The sequence below is a fragment of the Budvicia aquatica DSM 5075 = ATCC 35567 genome (assembly GCF_000427805.1).
In the GTDB taxonomy this organism is placed as follows: Bacteria; Pseudomonadota; Gammaproteobacteria; order Enterobacterales; family Enterobacteriaceae; genus Budvicia; species Budvicia aquatica.
Window position 1 is genome coordinate 167,192 of sequence record NZ_ATYS01000009.1, and the last position, 14,561, is coordinate 181,752.

Genomic DNA, 14,561 nt, shown 5'->3' on the forward strand with positions numbered 1-14,561 from the left:
GAAAGGGTATTTATTGCTTTCAATTGACCTGATTTCTAGTTAACGTTAATAAATAAGGTTTTTTTGTGATTTTTCTTGGCGTAATGGATAAGAAGTAACGCTGGGTAACATAAATAATTGGTGTAATAACTTTATTGGTGGATACCGATTTAACATTTTCAACAAGATAAGGAACTCGATATGTCTTTGTTTTTAACTGAAGATTTTTTGCTGGATACTGAATTTTCACGCCGTTTGTACCACGATTACGCAAAGGACCAGCCTATATTTGACTACCATTGTCATTTACCGCCGGAACACATCGCTAAAAATACGCGGTTTAAAAACCTGTATGATATCTGGTTGAAAGGTGACCATTATAAATGGCGGGCAATGCGTACTAACGGTGTTGCAGAGCGGTTTTGTACCGGTGATGCAAGCGATTGGGAAAAATTTAGCGCTTGGGCTGAGACCGTTCCGCATACGATTGGTAATCCGCTTTATCACTGGACCCACTTAGAGCTGCGCCGCCCGTTTGGCATTACTGACAGGCTATTATCGCCGTCAACCGCTGAAGATATTTGGCAGCGTTGTAATTCATTATTAGAACAAGAGAGCTTCAGTGCCCGCGGTATCATGCAACAAATGAACGTGAAAATGGCCGGCACTACTGACGATCCAATCGACTCTCTTGAACATCATCGGGCGATTGCGCTGGATACCAGCTTCTCGATTAAAGTTTTACCAAGCTGGCGCCCGGATAAAGCATTTAATATTGAAGCTCAGGGCTTCAATGATTATCTCAATAGCTTAGGTCAGGCTGCCGATACCCAAATTACTCATTTTAGTTCGCTGTGTGATGCGCTGAAAAAACGCATGGACCATTTTGCCGCTCACGGTTGCAAAGTATCCGATCATGCGCTGGACGTAGTGGTTTACGGCGAAGCCGATGAGTCAACGCTGGACGCTATTCTGTCCCGTCGCCTGAAGGGGACCTTGCCGACTAAAGAGGAAATTGCTCAGTTCAGAACGGCAGTATTACTCTTTTTAGCCAGCGAATATCAACGTCGCGAGTGGGTTCAGCAATACCATATCGGTGCCCTGCGCAATAATAATACTCGGATGTTCCAGACGCTTGGTCCGGATGTCGGATTTGATTCAATCAACGATCAGCCGGTAGCAGAGCCGCTTTCTCGCCTGCTTGACGCTCAGGCGAAGAATAATTCATTACCTAAAACCATCCTGTACTGCCTGAATCCTGGCGATAACGAAACCATCGGTACGATGGTGGGTAATTTTCAGGGTGAGGGAACGCCGGGCAAAATGCAGTTTGGTTCAGGCTGGTGGTTTAACGATCAGAAGGACGGTATGCAGCGCCAAATGACGCAGCTGGCTAACCTTGGATTATTGAGCCGCTTCGTTGGCATGTTAACCGACAGCCGCAGCTTCCTTTCTTATACCCGCCATGAATATTTCCGCCGTATTTTGTGCCAAATGATCGGGCGCTGGGTTCAGGAAGGGGAAGCGCCGGCTGATATCGAACTGCTGGGCAATATGGTGAAAAACATCTGCTTCGATAATGCAGAACAGTATTTTTCAATTGAGCTCTAGTCGCGCATAGCGACATGGATAACGGCACCATTGCCGTCATAACAACTATGGCTGCAATGGTTTATCAAGACGGTTATTCAATAAAATTTTAGCTAGTGAATACCTCGCTATCGATACGCAGGTATTACTACATTTCATTATTCAGGTTGATAGGTGATTTTTTATGTTAACGTTAAACCGTAGTAACTTCCCGGGGCGTAGCCACCCAGAAAAAATTATTCAATTCGGTGAGGGTAATTTCCTGCGCGCCTTTGTTGACTGGCAGTTGGATTTACTGAATGAGCATACTGACCTTAATGCCGGGGTGGTTATTGTGCGCCCGATCGATAGTCAATCGCCATCGCTTAATACACAAGACGGTTTATATACCACGGTCATCCGCGGGTTAAATGAGCAGGGCGAGACGGTACGAGATGCTCGCCTGATTCGCTCTGTTAATCGCGAAATTAATGTTTATCAGGATTTCGACGCTTATTTAGCGCTGGCCCGCGACCCTGATATGCGCTGGGTGTTTTCTAATACCACCGAAGCAGGGATTGCCTACGTCGAAAGTGATAAGTTTAGCGATACTCCGCCATCCTCTTTCCCGGCCAAATTAACCCGATTACTGTATGAGCGCTTTAGCCACTTTGCCGGTGCGGCGGATAAAGGCTGGGTGTTATTGCCCTGTGAGCTGATTGATTATAACGGGGAAGCCTTACGGGAATTAGTGCTGCGTTATGCGCAACAGTGGCAGCTTGGCGAGGCATTTACCTTATGGTTAACCCAGCATAATACGTTCTGTTCAACCTTAGTTGACCGTATTGTGACCGGATACCCGGCTGATGAAGTGGCAACGCTGGAGTCTGAACTCGGTTATAAGGATAGTTTTCTTGATACCGCTGAATACTTTTACCTGTTTGTTATCCAGGGCCCACAGTGGCTGGCTCAAGAGCTACGCTTAGATAAGTATCCGCTAAATATCCGCATCGTGGATGATATTAAGCCTTATAAAGAACAAAAAGTGGCCATTCTTAATGGTGCTCACACCGCGCTGGTACCGGTTGCTTTTGTTGCCGGTATTAATACCGTGGGTGAAGCAATGGCTGATGAACAAGTGAGCCGTTTCGTTGAGTTAACCATTGCCCAAGAAATTGTTCCGGTGCTGGATTTACCGGCTGAAGAACTCCGCTCTTTTGCTCAGGCGGTACTGAGTCGTTTCCGCAATCCATTTATTCAGCATCAGTTGCTGTCGATCTCTCTTAATGGAATGACTAAGTTCCGTACCCGTATCCTTCCGCAATTACTGGCTAATCAGAAAAAGAACGGCACTGTGCCTGCGCGCTTAACATTTGCGCTAGCGGCTCTGCTGGCGTTCTATCGTGGCGAACGCGATGGTGAATCTTATCCGCTACAGGACGATGCTCACTGGTTAGAGCGTTTTAAAAACCTATGGGGACAGGTGGCTGAGGGCAAACTATCCGTTGCTAAACTGGTTGAACAGGTGCTATCGGACAGCGCCCATTGGGGAGAAGATCTTAATCAGGTTCCCCAGTTAGCTGAGAATGTAACGGAACAACTTCAGGCTATCGTTGATCGTGGTATGAGAGCAGCTCTGGCAGCTCATTGTTAAAGGTATTGTGATGCAAAGTTTTATTAAAATACATCCTCTGGATAACGTTGCCGTCGCCCTGTGCGATTTGGAACAAAGCCAGCAACTGGAATTAGGCGATCGGTTTATTACTTTGCAGCAACCGGTAGCTCGCGGGCATAAGATTGCTTTGAATCCGATTGCCCGCGGGCAAAATATTGTTAAATACGGGCTACCTATAGGCCATGCATTGGTTGATATTGCTGAAGGTGAATCTATTCACTCACAGAATATCAAAACTAATCTCAACGAGATTGATGAGTACCAGTATCAGCCAACGCCTATTGAGCTTATGCCACAAATACCGGATCGTGACGTTCAGCTCTATCGTCGTAATAACGGCTTAGTCGGTATTCGTAACGAACTGTGGATTATCCCAACCGTAGGATGCGTTAACGGCATTGCCCGTCAAATCCAGCAGCGTTTTTTGAAAGAAAATAACGGGGCTGAAGATATTGATGGCGTTCATCTTTTCAGTCACCCGTTTGGTTGTTCTCAGTTGGGAGAAGACCACGAAAACACCCGAACAATGCTGCAAAATATGGTACGTCACCCCAACGCCGGAGCGGTACTGGTTATCGGACTTGGCTGTGAGAATAATCAGGTTGATGCCTTCCGTGAGACCATGGGGGAAGTCGATGACCAACGCACCCGATTTATGATCTGTCAGCAGCAGGATGACGAGGTTGAAGCCGGTGTTGAACGACTTCAAGCGCTTTATCAGGCTATGCGTAACGATCGCCGTACCCGCGGTAAGTTGAGTGAGTTGAAGTTTGGCCTGGAATGTGGCGGTTCGGACGGGCTGTCAGGTATTACGGCTAATCCACTGTTGGGGCGTTTCTCTGACTATGTTATTGCTAACGGCGGAACATCAGTACTAACAGAAGTACCTGAAATGTTTGGCGCGGAGCGGATTTTGATGAGCCATTGCCGCGACCAGGCAACGTTTGAAAAAACGGTCAGCATGGTTAACGATTTCAAACGCTATTTTATTGACCATCAACAGCCAATTTATGAAAACCCGTCGCCGGGTAATAAAGCCGGCGGTATTTCTACCTTGGAAGAGAAATCCCTCGGTTGTACACAGAAGGCAGGGCAAAGTGCGGTAGTGGATGTGCTCAAATACGGTGAGCGCTTAAAAACGCCGGGATTAAACCTGTTAAGTGCACCGGGCAATGATGCCGTCGCAACCAGCGCCTTAGCGGGCGCTGGCTGTCATATGGTTTTATTCAGTACCGGGCGGGGTACACCTTACGGTGGTTTTGTTCCGACGGTCAAACTGGCAACCAACAGTGAGATCGCGGCTAAAAAGCCCCATTGGATTGATTTTGATGCCGGTAAACTTATTCACGGCACGGATATGGATACTCTGCTGCAAGAGTTCGTCGATCTTATTGTTAATATTGCCAATGGCCAACAGGCTCGCAATGAGATTAACGACTTCCGTGAGCTGGCTATTTTTAAAAGTGGTGTGACGTTGTAACTATTATCCGAGGGATGGATGCAAAACCGTCCCCCGGACCGCGAGAAAACACAACTATTCTGCCGTTGAATATACCGACCAAACCTGCACTGACATTAAATGACGTTGTTATTAATCAAACCCACGCAATAGCGTGGGTTTTGTCTTTTAATCGGCACGGATTTCAGTACCAAACAGACGTGATAACACTATCAATATTAAACCGCCGGGCTATTTTGTGATGACTCAGCTAACCCAATCCATTCTTGTAACAGACTGATATCTTGTTGAATAAATGCCTGTAGCAACGATGATAATGAAGCATAGAATCCAAAGTTGTCCTGCTGTTGGCAGCGCTGTTCACATAGGTGGAACCAGAAAGAGAATGAATTAGCGCTGATGCTTTTCGGTTTTGGCGGCATTAATCGGGCCGATATTAAGCGTGCATTGACCATCTTGAAACGAGAATTTGCCGCGTTAGCGTCGTGTTCCAACGCCAGTTGAACACGATGGTTATCCTTCTCAGCCACGCAACCGCGTGGTTTTTTTATTCATTCACAAACGCTTATCTTTATATCGTTATACTATGGCATAGTGATATCGGGCGCGAATTGACGACAACGGCCTATGCGGATTTTCAATTTACCGTCAGGCTAATGTCGAACAGGCTCAGAGATAAATCAGGTCGTTAAACAGATTATTCATGGTGATAACTCGCAGACCGATGAGGATTAGATGGAACTAAAAACGTTAGGCAGTCTGGCTGGTTTATGGTTTTTTTCCGGTGCCGCGCTGGCGTGTTCACCGATATTTTACGAATACCGCTACGCGGCTAAATATGGCCAATTGGTCTATGAACGATGGAGTGAAGATAAAACGGTATCGATAGCGCAGCGGTTAGCCGGTGTTAATTTGGCTAAGTTTCATCGGGTATTGCCATTAGATAAGGATCCTAAAAGCTGGGTCGATGGCGTCCGTTATTTCAATGATGCCAATTATTTTACCGACAATAAGCAAGTGTTGTATAACGGTCAGGTGTTGGCCAACTCACCCGATTTGCCGGCTATTGATGCGAAAACCTTCAGACAACCCTTCAATAATTTTTCTTTTGCCGTTGATAAATCGAGTATCTATTATCAGGGTAAACGTACTGATGACAATACCGGGGCTAAACGGGTCGATTTATCAACGTTAAAGCCGGTCGATGAGCATATTTTGATGGATGCCAATAATCTCTACCACGCAGGGAAGTTTATTGGCGTGGCTGACGGCTATAAGGTATTAAAAACCCAACAGTACGTCATTGGATCTTATTGCTCGCAGGGGCTTAATATTATTGCCCGCAACAGGGATACCCTGTTTGTTAATGGCATTGCTATTCCCGGTGATGCAGACAGCTTTAAGATTAAACGCTGGATGCCGGATATCGTGCTTGATTATAGCGATAGCCGGGGTTCACACACCTATGGCTATGGTAAAACAGAGCAAGAAATAGTCGCTAAGTTAGCGGATCAGAAAGAGTATGTTTATCAGGGTTTTTATCCGGCGCGTGATAAGGTTTATTACACCAAGTCCGTCGAGCCAAAGACATTCCACTGGCAGTTAGTTGACATTCCCGGCGTTGACCCGGAATCCTTCTCTATTGTTAACTCTCGCGTAGCGACTGACGGTCGCCAGCTCTATGTGTTAAAGGGAAAGCTGGACGGCCATAGTCCGCTGTCGCTCTCAACCATTACTCTGGACTCATCAATCACTCAGGTTTCAGAGCCCTACGTGGTGGGCCTGTCGAATGTCTACTTTATCAATCGTGATGGTGTACAAATCTTTGACTTACAGGGAAAGTTCGTGCCATTAAATGATTATTTTTCCCATGATGACCGCTATATTTATATGTTTAATGATCCTTATCACCATCGACCGGTTCAACGATTCAAAACTAAAAATGCTCAGGCCGTCAGATTAAAAGAGCCTGAGCGAATCGACAGTGATTTAATCACGCAAGAGGGAATTTATCTTTTCGGTGGAGAATTTCAGCCAATCAATCACAGCCAGTGAATTTCAGACCATAAACAACCGGTTTATCGTGGTATATTTTGGTCTGACTTTATATTTGGTGGTTTTGAATCTATTTTGATTTAAACAACGTATGGCAGGCAGGTAAAAATCTGTTGGTTGTCCTATGCTTGAAGTGTGACGGGGATAGTACAGGTGTGATTACATCACATAACCGGCCGGGGTGGGGTCATCCCCTCGAGCATGTCAGAATCAAATATCGTGCTGAAAAGGGAGTAGACCTGCTCAATGACAGAATTACAGTCAACTGAATGGCTATCTGCGGATAGTAGCGTTGATCCGATGCGAGTCTCTGCCAGTGGTGATTGGGTACTGGCACATTACAGCGTGCTGGAAAAACAGGTCACTCAACTGTGTGAGCAGTTGCCGGCTGGTGCAGATTTTGATCTCAGTCAGTTAGGCGTTATTGATACCGCCGGAGCTGCGCTGCTCAGTCAGTTACTGGGTGCTGAACGAATCAGTCATCTACGAGTTATAGCTCCGCAACTGCCGGAAGAGCGGCGCGTATTGCTGGAAACCGTGGCCAATGCGCTATCCGGTTATGGGCAGCAACCGCCAACTAAAGCTCAGTCCGGCATCGTTGAGTGGCTGGCTATGGTGGGGCAGTCGGTTGATGACTTCTGGCAGGATGCTAAAGCACTGCTGGGCTTTACCGGCCTGACGCTTGAAGGATTATTCCGCAGTCTGTTCCGGCCGTCTCGCTGGCGGGTAACCTCTCTGATTGCCAACGTTCAACAGATTGGTCTGAACGCGGTACCGATTATAATTTTGCTCACCTTTCTAGTCGGTGCGGTGATTGCCTTTTTGGGGGCCACGGTATTGACCACTTTTGGTGCCGGTATCTTTACCGTCAATCTGGTGGTCTTTTCATTTTTACGTGAGTTTGCCGTATTGCTGACGGCTATCCTGATGGCGGGGCGTACCGCAAGTGCTTTTACCGCTCAGATTGGCCTGATGAAAGCCAATGAAGAGATCGATGCTATTCAGGCACTGGGCTTAAATCCGGTGGAGTTATTAGTGTTACCCAGAGTGCTGGCCTTATTGATTTCGCTACCGATGCTGACGTTTATCGGCATGATTTCCGGTATTTTAGGCGGAATGGTGGTGTGTGCCCTGGCGCTAGATATCTCACCAAATATGTTTTTATCTATGATGCAGAACAGCAATGGCCTGTCGCATTTTCTGGTGGGGCTAAGTAAAGCGCCGGTATTTGCCTTCCTGATTGCCGTTATTGGCTGTTTGGAAGGATTTAAAGTTAGCGGCAGCGCGGAATCTGTCGGTGCTCACACTACCGCCAGCGTTGTTCACTCTATTTTCGTGGTCATCCTGTTGGATGCGGTCGCCGCGCTATTTTTTATGGAGATGGGATGGTAAAGCACATGACGACTGAGGCTATCATCCAAATCCGGGAACTGCGCAACTGTTTCGGTTCACAGTGCGTGCATGAAGATCTTAACCTTGATGTCTATCGGGGGGAGATTCTGGGCGTGGTTGGCGGATCGGGTACCGGTAAATCAGTGTTGTTGCGCAGCATTGTCGGCCTGCGTCGGCCAACTGCCGGAAAAATTCATGTTTTCGGTGAGGATTTGATGCAGCTATCCGGCAACCAGCGCTCTTCGGTTGAACGTCGGTTTGGCGTACTGTTTCAACAAGGTGCGCTTTTCAGCTCATTGACCGTGACCGAAAATGTCGCATTGCCATTAATCGAGCACGCAGGCCTGACTCGGGCTGAGGCTGAACAGTTAGCTCAGGTTAAACTGGCACTGGCGGGCTTGCCTGCTAATGCCGGCAGTAAATATCCGGCATCGTTATCCGGTGGTATGGTGAAGCGAGCTGCGTTGGCGCGGTCTCTGGCGCTGGATCCGGACATTCTGTTTCTTGATGAACCGACTGCCGGGCTAGACCCGATAGGGGCAGCGGCTTTTGACAGCCTGATCCGAACGTTAAGAGATGCATTGGGGTTGACGGTGTTTCTGGTCACCCACGATCTGGATACGCTCTATACTATCTGCGATCGGGTTGCGGTACTGTCGCAAAAGAAAGTACTGGTTGTTGATACCTTAGATGCGGTAGCGGCGACCAATGATGCATGGATTCAAGAGTATTTCCATGGGCCACGAGGTCGCGCCGCTTATCAGGCTGCAACAAATCTACAAGAGAGGCAATGAGATGGAAACCCGCGCTCACCACGTTATTATTGGTTTTTTTACGCTGTTCGTCATCAGCGCAGCTCTGTTGTTTAGTCTGTGGCTGACTAAATCCGGGTCAGACCGGCAATTCAAACAGTATGATGTGGTATTCAGTGAAGCCGTCAGTGGGCTATCGCAGGGGAGCAGTGTGCAATACAGCGGTATCCGTGTGGGGGAAGTGACGCAGCTACGGTTGGACGACCAGAACCCCAGCAAAGTATGGGCGCGAATTAGAGTTTCGGCCTCTACGCCCGTCAGAGAAGATACTCAGGCCCGGCTGGCAATGGCAGGAATCACCGGTACTGCGAATATCCAGTTTAGTAGCGGAACGCAATCCAGCCCGATACTGGAAGGCAAGAACGGCCAAATTCCGGTGATAATTGCAACGCCGTCACCACTGAGCCAATTGATGGCCAATGGTGAGGTTTTTATGTCTAATGTTAACGAACTGCTGACCAGCCTGAATAAGGTTCTGGAACCGGATAATCAGCAACGATTAAGTAATACGCTGGATAATTTGCAGCAGATTACCCAAACCGTTGCGGATGAGCGTGGCAATATCAGTAGTATGATCAAAGAGCTTACGCAGGCCAGTAAGCAGGTCAATGATACGTTGGCACAAACTAATCATTTGATGCGCAATGCGAATAACCTGCTTGACGGACAGGGTAAACAATTAGTGGCTAATGCTGCGAAAGCCATGGCTTCTTTAGAAAAAACCACTACCACGCTCAACCAGCTTGTCAGTGAAAATAAAGGTTCGCTTAACAGCGGATTACAAAGCGTGAACGAAATTGGCCCGGCATTAGAAGAGCTACGCAGGACACTGTTCTCATTACGCAGTGCAATTAATCGTCTGGAAGAGAACCCAGCGGCGCTGTTACGCGGCCGTGAAAGACCACAGGAGTTTACCCCACCATGACCTATATCAGTCGAGTGTTCTTTAATGCCCGCCAAATCATCAGGCTGAGCATTGCAATGCTATTGATGTCGCTGGCAGGTTGTACTATTTTGCCTGAGGCTCCGGCACTGCAAGTGTATCTCTTACCGGAACAGACCCCGCGTGCTGCCGGGCAACAGGTGGACTGGTCTTTACGGGTCGTCACGCCGAATAGCAGTCAGTTTCTGAATAGTTCGCGCATTGCCGTACAGACTCAGGGTGAAGAAATTCAGGTCTATCGCGGAGCCCGTTGGGGGGATTCATTACCCACGCTGGTGCGTAATCGTCTGATTCAACAATTCCGCTCAGATGGACGCGTCGCCGCCGTTAGCAGTGATGATGATAGCCTGAGTGCCAATTTTGAGCTGGGTGGCGATCTTACCGCGTTCCAAGGGTTATACCGCAATGGTGAAAGTGAAGTCTTAATCCGTTTTGATGCCCGCCTGGTACAGACATCCAGTCGAAGCATTCTTGCCAGTCGGAACTTTGAAATTCGTCAGCCAATTACCGGCAAATCGATGAGTGAAGTGGTACAGTCCTTTGGTTTAGCCAGTGACCAGTTATCCGCTCAGGTCTTGGCATGGACGCTGGAACAGGGCGGTCGTGCGGAGATCAAACAGTCTGATTTAAATTAAGTTTTTGCAAAAGCCTGACCGGAATATTCTGGTCAGGCTTGCTCGCTGCCTCTATAAATTTTCCGCCAAACTAAATAAACCAGACAATAATAATAGCTCAGGCGAAAGGGGCCTAAATTGGTTTAAATCCATGGGCGATAAAATAGCCTTGTCCCTTATCGGAAGTCATAAAGTCAGCCAGACTTTCAGCCAACTGTGGGGCATTTTGAGCAATAGCCAACTGGTATTGGTATCAATAGTAAGTATGAGTTTCTCTTCAGTTGGAGGGAAACTCTCTATTGTAATTAACCTTACCGCAGCGTGACCTGAACCGGATGTCCGCCTTGCTGTACCATTTGAGACTTCCAGTAAAAGCGGGGCGGTAATTGAGACGTTGGGCTAAATAGACCATAGCGAACAAATGTAGAGATAAAGCCAGCCAGTTCGACTAATGCAAAGTCTTTTCCCCCGCACAGCCTGGGCCCCTGACTAAAGGCCATATTGATTCCACTATTCTTATCATTAAACGGAGAGTAACGATCGGGCGGAATGTTCAATGACCAAGGATTCGGGTAGACGGAGGCGTCATGCATAATGCCAATAAATGAAATAACAATATTTTGCCGTTCTTCAATCAGGTCGATACCGATGTTATCTTTTGCTAACGACTGGCGAATAATCATCGGGATTGGCGGGTATAAACGTAATGCTTCAGAAATAAACGTCATTAATTGCGGCATATTACTCAGCGCCTCCCAGGTCATAGGATCGGGATTGGCGACCGCTTCCTGATAAAGACGTTCCTGCTGTTCAGGGTATTGAGCGAGTAGATAGCAGGCCCAGCCAATGGCGGCGGCCGTTGATTCAGAACCGGCGGCTAAGAAAGTCATTAACTCATCTTCTAAAACAACCTGACTGTCTGGCTCTGATTCTGCCTTGAGAATACGTTCTATCATCGGATTGATAACCGAGGGATGCCTGAATAATTTTAGCTCCTCAGTGACCTGACGCCGTAGTGCCCGTAATTGAACCAACTTTCGGCGGTAGCTGATATTAAGCTTTCCCGCAGGTACAAAGGACAGCTCTGAGCTGTACTCCATCAATTGGGCGATATTATCTATATTGATATCTGTAGAATCTAAACAGACGGAAAAGAAGTTTTCGATTAATACCGACATCGCCATTTTGCGAAAAACTTTGTCATCGAGGGTGATTTTGCCGGTATAAGAGTCACGGACAAGCTGATGTAACGCATGTTGCCCGTGGCGTTTGGTCAGCTTAATGATATCGATATCACTGAAGTTATTTAAATAGGGCTGGGTTAACTTTTTATGATTTTTCCACAGTTGGCCGTTTTCGAAAAAACGTGAAGATCCGAGCGCTTGCCTGAACCAGGCCATATTCTTTTCATAATTGACATAATTTCGACGCAGAACATAATCGGCATCATGCTTGGTTTGTATCACTAAGGTCGGTACTTCATTTAGCGTCAACCAAACGTTTTTACCATTATGACTCTTGGCTAACGCATATAAAACATTACAGATATCGGTACTTGCATAGTTCATACGGCCTCTTTATTTTATCGTTATTATCTGTCGTATGTTTGTATCAGGTCGGGGTATGACAGAGCCTGAAAGCGGGTAAGTTACCCTGTTGTTATCGGACGTTAATGGATATAGAACTCGCCTCCCTAAAGAGAGAAGAACGAGTCCCGCGATGACATAAATCTACCGGTATCTACTGGCGGTGATTTTTTTCCAGAATTCCTGCCAGATCTTTTACCGAACCGAGCTCCAGCCATTCGGTTACATCGATCTCTTTTTGCACAAAGTTTTCAACTTCCATCATGATATTGGCAAATACTACGCTATCAATCGTGGGGCTGAGTTGTTCAAGCTGACCATCGTCGCTAATACTGTCGACAGGAACAGACAGACAACCGGCTAATATTTGTTTGGCTTTTAATAGATAATCCATCTTATTGATGTTCCTCTGAATGACCGATAACATTAAGGGATTGACTCAGGTAACGCTCTTTGGCCTGAGTTCTGGCCAGTTTGCCTGATGCCGTTAGTGGTAATTTATCAATAATAAAAACGACCTGTGCGTTAATCCCGGTAGCCCGATTAATCTCTTGTTTAATAATGGCTGATAAACTTGAAATATCCTGCTGCTTATCTGAAAGATGCACCAGAACCGTTAGTTTTTCTTCCTGTCCATTAGCTACCCCAATCGCCGCTACGTTATTGCCGCCAATATGAGGTAGCGCCTGAAGTACCAGCCATTCTATATCCTGAGCCCAAATATTGCGGCCCCGGATAATAATGACCTCTTTTTCCCGACCGCTGATAAACAGTTGCTGTTGATAAAGATAGCCGAGATCGCCAGTGTAAATAAAGCCGCTATCATCAGTGATAATCTGGTGCTGTGAATCGATATAGCGGGTTATTACGCTCGGGCCTTTGACCCAAATTTGGCCCACCTGATGCTCCGGTAATCGTTGACCGGTTCGAGCGTCAATAATTTTAACCTCAAAGCCGGGCAGGGGTTTGCCGCAGGAGACCATCTCTTTTTGCGCCGGGTCATCGGCTAATTTATCGGTAAAAGGCTGGCTATCAACGTCGGCGGCTGAAACGGCCAAGGTGGTTTCTGTCAGACCATAGCTGGGTAAAAAGGCCTGATAGCGAAAACCGGAATTGGCAAAACAGGCTGAGAAGCTGTTTAGCATACCGACGCTGATCATATCGCCACCGATACCGGCAACGCGCAGTGAGGACAAGTCTAAAGCGGGTTTGTTTTCGCTCTCGGCATATTTTTTCATTGCCATCTGATAGCCGAATACCGGCGAGAAGGTAATGGCGGTTTTATTGGCTGACATCAATTCCAGCCAGACTAACGGGTTCTGAACAAAGTTCTCAGCGCTCAGGCAATCAACGGAACGCTGACCATAAACTGAGGCAAGAAAGAAGCCTATCAACCCCATGTTGTGGTGAAAAGGCAGCCAATTAAATGAGCGATCTTCAGCCCGAAGCTTCATTGCTACGCGAAGAACCACGCTGATATTAGCCAACAGGCTGCGCTGGGTAATTTCAACGCCTTTCGGGCTGGTGGTTGAACCTGACGAGAACTGAATATAGGCCGGTTCATCGGCCGTCAGCGGCATTAATTCTGCAACAGAGACTGAATTCTCTGACTGTGTGGGGTGTTGAATGATTGATTCAAAGGTCAGTAATTTTTTGCCTATCGCCGTAACCGGCTGGCGCAGGTAATCGGCTACTTTTTCCGGCGCAACAATAGCAACCGCCTGAGATGATTGCATCAGTTGACTGAGCTTATCGATATAGGCGGGCATGCCGCCCAGATTTACCGAAAAGGCGGTAGGGCAAGGTACTAATCCTATATACTGGCAGGCAAAGAATAGAATCATAAACTCGGGCGTGGTTTCTGCAACCATCACCACCCGGTCTGAACGAGCAAAGCCCTGGCGCTTAAGATGACGTGCGGTCAACATCGCCCGGGACTGTAGCTGCCGATAACTCAATACGTCAGTCAATTGGCCGAATACGTTATAGAAGTTAAATCCAGCCTCTCCCTGTGCGGCATAGGCAAGGGCCTCGGTGGTAGTGGCAAAATCACCGTGGCGTAAAGGGGTGCCGTTGAGTGTAGGTGTTGCTGTAAGTGTCGACATATTGGATTATTTTGACCGTAGTGATGCAAAAATAAGGATATCTACACGTTCNCCGGTTGGCGCGAGACACTCTTCTTTTAATACGCCCTCTAGCTTAAAGCGGGGGTTTTTAACAAAGCAAAATAGCATGCGTCTATTCTTCGCTAAAATACGGGCGGACATCTTGTGTAAATCACGATACAGGTAGAAATGGTCAAGCAGGGCATCGATAGTTGCCCAGAGCACGGCTTTACCTGAGTAATTTTTTTCGCCAATGCCGGTAGTGATATGACCGACCTTGTGGTTCAGATTGATATCGATGGTATAAAAGCCAATTAACGCGTTATTGGTTTTATCAAAAATACCGAGGAAGAAATTGCGATGATTATCAAA

The 14,561-nt window shown here is 47.1% G+C and carries 12 protein-coding genes; 8 read left to right on the forward strand and 4 right to left on the reverse strand.

What is annotated here, in order from left to right; all coding sequences use genetic code 11:
• The first annotated feature begins 180 nt into the window (after nucleotides 1–180).
• From uxaC to YWE_RS0105940, 3 genes are all read left to right on the forward strand, one after another.
• Complete coding sequence (uxaC, locus tag YWE_RS0105930; RefSeq protein ID WP_029093693.1) at nucleotides 181–1,590, forward strand: glucuronate isomerase; 1,410 nt, start codon at nucleotides 181–183, stop codon at nucleotides 1,588–1,590.
• Between the two features lie 163 nt (nucleotides 1,591–1,753).
• Complete coding sequence (locus YWE_RS0105935) at nucleotides 1,754–3,202, forward strand: tagaturonate reductase (RefSeq protein ID WP_029093694.1); 1,449 nt, start codon at nucleotides 1,754–1,756, stop codon at nucleotides 3,200–3,202.
• A 10-nt stretch (nucleotides 3,203–3,212) separates the two neighbouring features.
• Nucleotides 3,213–4,703, forward strand: coding sequence for a UxaA family hydrolase (locus YWE_RS0105940; RefSeq protein ID WP_029093695.1), 1,491 nt, complete (start codon nucleotides 3,213–3,215; stop codon nucleotides 4,701–4,703).
• A gap of 197 nt (nucleotides 4,704–4,900) precedes the next feature.
• Here the strand turns inward: YWE_RS0105940 and YWE_RS0105945 are convergent, their stop codons facing one another.
• On the reverse strand, nucleotides 4,901–5,212 hold the full coding sequence (locus tag YWE_RS0105945; protein ID WP_029093696.1) for a hypothetical protein: 312 nt from the start codon (nucleotides 5,210–5,212) through the stop codon (nucleotides 4,901–4,903).
• A 205-nt stretch (nucleotides 5,213–5,417) separates the two neighbouring features.
• Between YWE_RS0105945 and YWE_RS0105950 the strand changes: the two genes are divergently transcribed.
• The 5 genes from YWE_RS0105950 (at nucleotide 5,418) to YWE_RS26750 (ending at nucleotide 10,519) form a co-directional block, all read left to right on the forward strand.
• On the forward strand, nucleotides 5,418–6,737 hold the full coding sequence (locus tag YWE_RS0105950; protein ID WP_029093697.1) for a DKNYY domain-containing protein: 1,320 nt from the start codon (nucleotides 5,418–5,420) through the stop codon (nucleotides 6,735–6,737).
• A 246-nt stretch (nucleotides 6,738–6,983) separates the two neighbouring features.
• Nucleotides 6,984–8,129, forward strand: coding sequence for an MlaE family ABC transporter permease (locus YWE_RS0105955; protein WP_029093698.1), 1,146 nt, complete (start codon nucleotides 6,984–6,986; stop codon nucleotides 8,127–8,129).
• Complete coding sequence (locus tag YWE_RS0105960; protein WP_029093699.1) at nucleotides 8,123–8,923, forward strand: ABC transporter ATP-binding protein; 801 nt, start codon at nucleotides 8,123–8,125, stop codon at nucleotides 8,921–8,923. The genes YWE_RS0105955 and YWE_RS0105960 overlap by 7 nt, the downstream gene beginning before the upstream one ends.
• Nucleotide 8,924: 1 nt before the next feature.
• On the forward strand, nucleotides 8,925–9,866 hold the full coding sequence (locus YWE_RS0105965) for an MlaD family protein (protein ID WP_029093700.1): 942 nt from the start codon (nucleotides 8,925–8,927) through the stop codon (nucleotides 9,864–9,866).
• 56 nt (nucleotides 9,867–9,922) lie between these two features.
• A complete protein-coding gene (locus tag YWE_RS26750) occupies nucleotides 9,923–10,519 on the forward strand; it encodes an ABC-type transport auxiliary lipoprotein family protein (RefSeq protein ID WP_407641202.1) in 597 nt (198 codons plus the stop codon).
• Between the two features lie 290 nt (nucleotides 10,520–10,809).
• Here YWE_RS26750 and YWE_RS0105975 read toward each other — a convergent pair whose 3' ends face one another.
• From YWE_RS0105975 to YWE_RS26755, 3 genes are all read right to left on the reverse strand, one after another.
• Nucleotides 10,810–12,066, reverse strand: a complete 1,257-nt coding sequence (locus tag YWE_RS0105975; RefSeq protein WP_029093701.1) for a cytochrome P450 — start codon at nucleotides 12,064–12,066, stop codon at nucleotides 10,810–10,812.
• 172 nt (nucleotides 12,067–12,238) lie between these two features.
• Entirely contained in the window at nucleotides 12,239–12,478 is a 240-nt protein-coding gene (locus YWE_RS0105980; RefSeq protein WP_029093702.1) for an acyl carrier protein, read from the reverse strand.
• A 1-nt stretch (nucleotide 12,479) separates the two neighbouring features.
• A complete protein-coding gene (locus tag YWE_RS26755; protein ID WP_051323222.1) occupies nucleotides 12,480–14,189 on the reverse strand; it encodes an AMP-binding protein in 1,710 nt (569 codons plus the stop codon).
• Nucleotides 14,190–14,561 lie beyond the last annotated feature (372 nt).